At 54.2% G+C, this 6949-nt stretch carries 6 protein-coding genes; 2 read left to right on the top strand and 4 right to left on the bottom strand.

What is annotated here, in order from left to right; all coding sequences use genetic code 11:
* Positions 1–211: 211 nt before the first annotated feature.
* Both B2T33_RS02780 and fliN read right to left on the bottom strand, forming a co-directional pair.
* Complete coding sequence (locus B2T33_RS02780; protein ID WP_286791093.1) at positions 212–1654, bottom strand: PQQ-binding-like beta-propeller repeat protein; 1443 nt, start codon at positions 1652–1654, stop codon at positions 212–214.
* Between the two features lie 179 nt (positions 1655–1833).
* A complete protein-coding gene (gene fliN, locus B2T33_RS02775) occupies positions 1834–2136 on the bottom strand; it encodes a flagellar motor switch protein FliN (RefSeq protein WP_040823589.1) in 303 nt (100 codons plus the stop codon).
* A gap of 232 nt (positions 2137–2368) precedes the next feature.
* Between fliN and B2T33_RS02770 the strand changes: the two genes are divergently transcribed.
* The gene (locus B2T33_RS02770; protein WP_286791092.1) at positions 2369–3481 is read left to right on the top strand and encodes a PLP-dependent cysteine synthase family protein; all 1113 of its coding nucleotides are present in this window, start codon (positions 2369–2371) and stop codon (positions 3479–3481) included.
* A gap of 101 nt (positions 3482–3582) precedes the next feature.
* Here B2T33_RS02770 and B2T33_RS02765 read toward each other — a convergent pair whose 3' ends face one another.
* A complete protein-coding gene (locus tag B2T33_RS02765; protein ID WP_286791091.1) occupies positions 3583–4086 on the bottom strand; it encodes an Hsp20/alpha crystallin family protein in 504 nt (167 codons plus the stop codon).
* A 309-nt stretch (positions 4087–4395) separates the two neighbouring features.
* On the opposite strand from B2T33_RS02765, the gene B2T33_RS02760 reads away from it, so the two are divergent.
* The gene (locus B2T33_RS02760; RefSeq protein ID WP_286791090.1) at positions 4396–5490 is read left to right on the top strand and encodes an NADH:flavin oxidoreductase/NADH oxidase; all 1095 of its coding nucleotides are present in this window, start codon (positions 4396–4398) and stop codon (positions 5488–5490) included.
* A 125-nt stretch (positions 5491–5615) separates the two neighbouring features.
* On the opposite strand, the gene groL is transcribed toward B2T33_RS02760, so the two are convergent.
* Positions 5616–6949: chaperonin GroEL (groL, locus tag B2T33_RS02755; protein WP_286791089.1), on the bottom strand; the 1334-nt coding region annotated here is incomplete at its 5' end.

Raw genomic sequence — 6949 nt, 5'->3', positions numbered from 1 at the left:
TACGCACTGATAGATGCAATCCTGTATATTTACATTGTAGGGTTACATACATGCGATCATCATCAATTGGCCAATCTATTTTCATCGAGTCAGTGTTGATGCATTTATCTTCTAACCGCCTATACAATTTGACTGAACAGTTTTTGTATGAACAAAAATAATAATATACTTGTATTTACTCTTTTAAATCAGAGATCTGAATAATAACGAACTATATTAAATGTAATATAAACAATGCTGGCTGTGCCGGCACATCCATGTCCCAAAGGTCATGATGCACCGTCTGGCGCACCCACTGGACCTGACCGGTTTCAAGGCTGAGTGCCACGATCGACGAGGAATAGGTTTCCACATTTTCATCGCGGTTCATGCCCAACTGATCAGGCACCTTATTTCCCAACGGCACATAGATCATACCAAGCGCCTCGTCCGCACTGGAAACCGACCAGCTGTTGGGCGAGTTGGCGGCATAGGTCTGCTCATCGGGGATCGGTTCGGTTTGTTCCGGATTGCCGGAATCCCAGTTCCAGACCAGCTTGCCGGTATTGATGTCATAGGCCCGAATAACGCCCGACTGCGATTTGGTGGAATAGTTGTCATTGACTGCCCCGCCAATGATAATCTTGCCATCTGCGGCAACCGGCGGCGACGTTGAATAATAATAGCCCGCCGGATTGTAGGGCATGTTGGTTTCCAGATGCACCGTACCCTCATCCCCGAATGACGGGCAAATTTCACCCGTTGCCGCATCCAGGGCAATCAGGCGCGCATCGGATGTCGGCAGGAACACACGTTCGGTGCAAGGACCGGTTTCGTTGGTGGCAGCGTCCTTGTAATAGGTGACACCCCGGCATGTCTGATGCTGACGGTCGGGATTTTGCGGAATACCCGGATCAAATTTCCACTTTTCCTGTCCGGTTTTGGCATCAATCGCAATCGCCCAACTGTGTGGCGTGCAAAGATATAGCGTCTCGCCGATCTTAAGCGGTGTGACCTGATAGGTGGTTTCCGGCACGTCACTTTCGCGTTTCAAATCACCGGTCTGATAGACCCATGCCTGTTCAAGCGACGCAACATTGTCGGTATTAATCTGATCAAGCGGTGAATAGCGCTGCCCATAGGTCGTCCGACCATAATGATGCCAATCGGCATCGGGCACGGAGCCCCCATATTGCGGGTTTTCGACAACCGTGCTGGTTGGCAGGGTGCCCTCGATTGCATTGGGATTGTTCATCATCGAATAAACCGCAACGATCACGGCGATAACGACGCTGCCTTCAAGCACAAAGGACCGAACCGGCGCCTTATTCTCGCTTGCACCATCCTCATCCTGCGACGTCCGGACCAGCGTTTTGCGGAAAACAGGCGTCATCAGCCAAAGCCCGACAACAATGATCAGGCCGCCGCGCGGGGCCAGTTGCCACCAGTCAAACCCGGCCTCCCACACAGCCCAGACCAGACTTGCGAGTGTAAACGCGCCATAAAACGGCAACAGAACGGGCTTGCGTGTAAAGGCCAGAAAGCTTGCAAACAGGAAGGCCAACCCGGCAAGCGCGTAATAGAAGCTCCCGCCGACTGCAATCAGCCATGCACCGCCAACAGCAAGTGCAAGACCGATCAAAGCCAGAAGGCCTGATGTCACTAGATTAATCATGGGGTAACCCTCGGCTAAATGAGGTCGCCAACTGTCATCAAATACAGTTGACCGGAACTTGAGTCTTCAAAGGGGTTTATCCACAAACGCCTGAAAATCTTGCAAGTTCCACCGAAGACAAAAAAATCCCACCGTCAGCCAAGAACAGGTGGGATGCGTTGATTGCGGTGCGTTCGCAATTAGTGGTGGGTTTCGATCACCATGCCGCTTTTTACAACCTCGGTAATGGTCACACCCAGATTTTCATCAACGACAACCAGTTCCCCGCGGGCGACCAGTCGGTTGTTGACGTAAATATCGACCGGCTCCCCCACACGGCGGTCCAGCTCAAGCACGGCACCGCGGGTCAGGCGCATCAATTGCGCGACCTGGATCTGGCTTTTGCCAATCACCGTTGACACACGCACAGGCACGTCATAGGCCGCCCCAATGTCGGAGGCCCCCATACGTACGCTAAACGGGTCCTTATCGTCGTCAGCCATGATTTCGCGCCATCCCGTCAAATCGAAAGAATCGTGAAGCTTGTATCTTAAAGGTGAGCTTTGAAAAAAGTGTTAGCAAGCCCAATCTGATAAAATCGACGATTGCTGATCGGTTCTCAAAATGTATCGGCACAATTTTACTGTCGTTTTTTGTATTATATTGCCCTAAACAGATGACGATTCCGGGCCAAACTTGGCCAAAAAGTGATCCAACCAGACGTCAGGATGTTTCATGCCTTATGACCGCCAATGGGTGGCCGATGCCATCAGCACGATTGAAGCCGATTTCAACCGATCTGCCGATACCCATCTGATCCGCCTTGATTTGCCAAAGCTTGGTGACATTGGCCTGTATCTTAAAGATGAGTCGACCCATCCGTCCGGCAGCCTCAAACATCGTCTGGCCCGGTCGCTGTTTCTCTATGGGCTGTGCAACGGCTGGATCAACAAGGACACCCCGATCATCGAGGCATCAAGTGGCTCGACCGCGGTGTCAGAGGCCTATTTCGCCCGCCTTCTTGGCCTGCGCTTTATTGCGGTGATGCCGAAATCAACATCGCAGCAGAAAATCGATCAGATCGCCTTTTATGGCGGTGAAAGCCATCTGGTTGATCACAGCGGCCAGATTTATGAAGAATCGCAACGTCTGGCACGCGAACTGGGCGGCCATTACATGGACCAGTTCACCTATGCAGAACGCGCGACCGACTGGCGCGGCAACAACAACATCGCCGAAAGCATCTTTGATCAGCTTAAACGCGAACCCCACCCCATTCCACGCTGGATCATTGTTGGTGCCGGAACGGGCGGAACATCATCGACCATCGGGCGCTATATCCGTTATGGCCGAAGCCTTGGTCAGGGCTGCGAGCTTTGCGTGGCCGACCCGGAAAACTCGGTGTTTTATGATGGATATGAAACCGGCGACTGTTCGGTCACCAACAGCAAGGGATCGCGCGTCGAGGGCATCGGTCGCCCGCGTGTCGAACCCAGTTTCAACCCGACCGTGGTCGATCGCATGTACCGCATCCCCGACGCGGCCAGCTTTGCAGCCCTTTATTATTTGAAAAAGCATCTTGGTCGGCGCTGCGGCGGATCGACGGGTACCAACCTGATCGCGACCCTGTCACTGATTTCGGAAATGAAGAAGGCTGGCCAAACCGGGTCGGTCGTGACCTTGCTGTGTGACGGCGGGGATCGTTATTGCGATACCTATTACAATCCCGACTGGCTCAAGGCACAGAACATCGACCTGACGCCTTGGACAAATGCGCTCGACCGCTTTGATGAAACAGGTCTGTTTGACATGCGGCTTGATCATTGCAGCGGCTATGCCGGGCGTTAAGCAACCTAAGCCTCACCAATTTGCAAACACAAAAAAAGACGGGCGGTAAAACCGCCCGTCAGTCTTATCAGGGGAAACTTCTCAGGGAGGAGAGACAGTCCTTAGCCGGTCACCGCAATCTTGCGCGGTTCGGGCTTCTGTTCTGCTACCTTCGGAAGAGTAAGCAACAGAACACCGTTCTTGAAGGACGCGGTAATGTTGTCGGCATCAATGGTGTCATTCAGGCGTAAGGACCGCTTGAAGCTGCCATATCTGCGCTCAACGACATGGGCGCCATCCTTGCTTTCACGGCTGAATTTCTTCTCACCGGTGATGGTCAGGACACCGTCAAGCACTTCGACATTGACGTCATCCTGTTCAACGCCCGGGAGTTCGGCGGAAAGTTCAAAGTGATCTTCGCCGTCATAGATGTCGATCCGCGGGCTCAGCAACGGTTGGGTCACTTCGCCTTCTTCGGAAGATACCTGTGCCGACGGGGCTGCACGGTGACCAAAGATCGAACCGATCATGCGGTCAACGTCACGGGAAATAAGAGTGAAAGGATCACCGTAAGTCGGTGCAGAAGACGGACGACGGGATCCATTAAGAGTCTGAAGACCAGTCATTGTAGTACCCTCCATTACAGACGAGTATTCTTGCGCCATCAGTCCAGACCAGGCTGCAACCTTGACGCGTATCGGGGCACCATGCCCCTTTCCAATCTTGAGATAGATCGGGTGGAAATTTCTGCAAGTGGGGCGATGCATTTTTTTGCGAATTTTTGATTTTTTCTGATCGGCTGCTTGGAAAACTCCCTTCTGGCATTCCATTCCCTGGAAAAATTCAACACGACGCTGGCGCCTGCCCCGCCCCCGGATTAGCTTCATCCCATTGATTGGCGCACGCGCGTCACCGTCCGAGTTAAAGGAACGCATATGAGCACTCTTTTCACCCCGCTTTCACTGGGCAAGCTATCCCTTGATAACCGCATTATCATCGCACCAATGTGCCAGTATTCCGCCGATAACGGCAAGGTCACCCATTGGCATGACATGCATCTGGGCAATCTGGCGCAATCGGGTGCCGGTCTTCTGATTATCGAAGCCACCGCAGTCGAACCGGAAGGTCGCATTACCTATGGCGATGTCGGCCTGTGGGATGACGAAACCGAAGCAGCACTTGGTAAAACGCTCAAAGCTGTCCGCAGCCATTCCGACATGCCGATTGCCATCCAGTTGGCCCATGCCGGGCGCAAGGCATCTTGTGAAAAACCGTGGCTCGGGGGCCATGCCCTTTCCCCGGACCATGAAAATGGCTGGCAGGTCTCAGCCCCCTCTGCCGTGCCGTTCCGTGACGGCGATCCAATCCCCGAGGCGATGACAAAATCCAGCATCGCAGAAATCATTCAGGCCTTTGTCGAGGCGGCCAAACGGTCCGTCCGGCTGGGCTTTGACGCGATTGAAATTCATGGCGCGCATGGTTATTTGCTCCATCAATTCCTGTCGCCGCATGCCAACAAGCGCGATGATGAATATGGCGGTTCCTTTGAAAACCGCACCCGCATCGTGATCGAAATCTATGACGCCATCCGCAAGGCCGTTGGCGCCGACTATCCGCTGGGCATCCGTATTTCGGCAACCGACTGGGTCGACGGCGGCTGGGATATCGATCAAAGCGTCGCGCTGGCCAAACTCCTCAAGGACCGCGGATGCGATTTTATCGACGTTTCATCGGGCGGCCTTCATATCGATCAGCAAATCCCGCTCGGTCCCAATTATCAGGTACCGTTTGCCGCCCGCATTAAGGCAGAAACAGGCATGACCACGATTGCGGTCGGCCTTATTACTGAGGCCGAACAGGCAGAAGCCATCACCTTTACCGGGCAGGCCGATGCCATCGCCCTTGCACGCGGCATTCTCTATGACCCGCGCTGGCCTTGGCATGCCGCCGCAACGCTGGGCGCCGAGGTCAAGGCCGCCCCGCAATATCTGCGCTGTCAGCCCAGAACGCTTAAAAAGCTGTTTGGCTGACGCCATTTGAATTCATCAAAGAGCCCGCCAGTGTGCGGGCTCTTTTTTATTGCCGCTTAGACAAAGAAAAGGGGCCCGCAAATGGCGAGCCCCTTCCCTTATGCGATAGGTCGGTTGGGTAAGGCTTAGAAGCCCATGCCACCCATGCCGCCCATACCACCCATGCCGCCCATGTCAGGCGCGCCGCCAGCCGATTTGTCTTCGGCTTTCTCGGCGATCATGCATTCGGTGGTGATCAGCAGACCAGCGACCGATGCTGCGTCCTGCAGAGCAGTACGAACAACTTTGGCCGGGTCGATGATGCCAGCTTTGACGAGGTTGGTGTATTCGCCCTTCTGAGCGTCGTAACCGAACTCTACGTCGTCCTGCTCAAGCAGTTTGCCAGCAACAACAGCGCCGTCTACGCCAGCGTTCTGTGCGATCTGGCGAACCGGTGCCTGCAGGGCACGACGAACGATGTCAACACCGATGGTCTGGTCGTGGTTTTCACCTTCAAGGCCTTCGAGGGCTTTGACAGAGTACAGCAGAGCCGTACCACCACCAGCAACAATGCCTTCTTCAACAGCAGCGCGGGTCGCGTGCAGGGCATCGTCAACGCGGTCTTTGCGTTCTTTCACTTCGATTTCCGAAGCGCCACCGATTTTGATCACTGCAACGCCGCCTGCGAGTTTCGCGAGACGTTCCTGCAGTTTTTCACGGTCGTAGTCAGAGGTGGTTTCTTCGATCTGGGCGCGGATCTGGCCAACGCGTGCTTCGATCTGTGCTTTCTCACCGGCACCATCAATGATGGTGGTTTCTTCTTTGGTGATGGTAACCGATTTCGCGGTACCAAGCATATCGAGGGTAACGCTTTCCAGCTTGATGCCGAGATCTTCGGAGACAACCTGACCACCAGTAAGGATGGCGATGTCTTCGAGCATGGCTTTACGACGGTCGCCGAAGCCCGGTGCTTTAACAGCAGCGATTTTCAGACCACCGCGCAGCTTGTTGACAACCAGGGTTGCCAGTGCTTCGCCTTCGATGTCTTCAGCAATGATCAGAAGCGGCTTGCCGGACTGAACGACCGACTCAAGCAGATGCAGGATAGGCTGAAGCGAGGAGATTTTCTTGTCGAACAGCAGGACGTACGGAGCATCCATTTCTGCGACCATTTTCTCCGGGTTGGTTACGAAGTACGGAGACAGGTAACCACGGTCGAACTGCATGCCTTCGACAACGTCGAGTTCGGTGTGCAGGCCTTTGGCTTCCTCAACGGTGATAACGCCTTCGTTGCCAACTTTTTCCATGGCTTCAGCGATCATGTCGCCGACTTCACGGTCACCGTTAGCAGAGATGTTACCAACCTGTGCGATCTCGTCACGACCGGCAACTTTACGTGCACGGCTCTGGATGGATTCGATCACTTTGGTGGTCGCAAGGTCGATACCGCGCTTAAGGTCCATCGGGTTCATGCCGGCAG

This window comes from Thalassospira sp. UBA4513, assembly GCF_002388495.1.
Classification (GTDB): domain Bacteria; phylum Pseudomonadota; class Alphaproteobacteria; order Rhodospirillales; family Thalassospiraceae; genus Thalassospira; species Thalassospira tepidiphila.
This window is presented reverse-complemented; position numbering and strand designations above follow the sequence as displayed.

Excerpts from the sequence above, each read along its gene's own strand:
- B2T33_RS02770 (WP_286791092.1), top strand. The coding sequence starts at position 2,369 with ATGCCTTATGACCGCCAATGGGTGGCCGATGCCATCAGCACGATTGAA.
- B2T33_RS02780 (WP_286791093.1), bottom strand. The coding sequence starts at position 1,654 with ATGATTAATCTAGTGACATCAGGCCTTCTGGCTTTGATCGGTCTTGCA.
- B2T33_RS02760 (WP_286791090.1), top strand. The coding sequence starts at position 4,396 with ATGAGCACTCTTTTCACCCCGCTTTCACTGGGCAAGCTATCCCTTGAT.
- fliN (WP_040823589.1), bottom strand. The coding sequence starts at position 2,136 with ATGGCTGACGACGATAAGGACCCGTTTAGCGTACGTATGGGGGCCTCC.
- B2T33_RS02765 (WP_286791091.1), bottom strand. The coding sequence starts at position 4,086 with ATGACTGGTCTTCAGACTCTTAATGGATCCCGTCGTCCGTCTTCTGCA.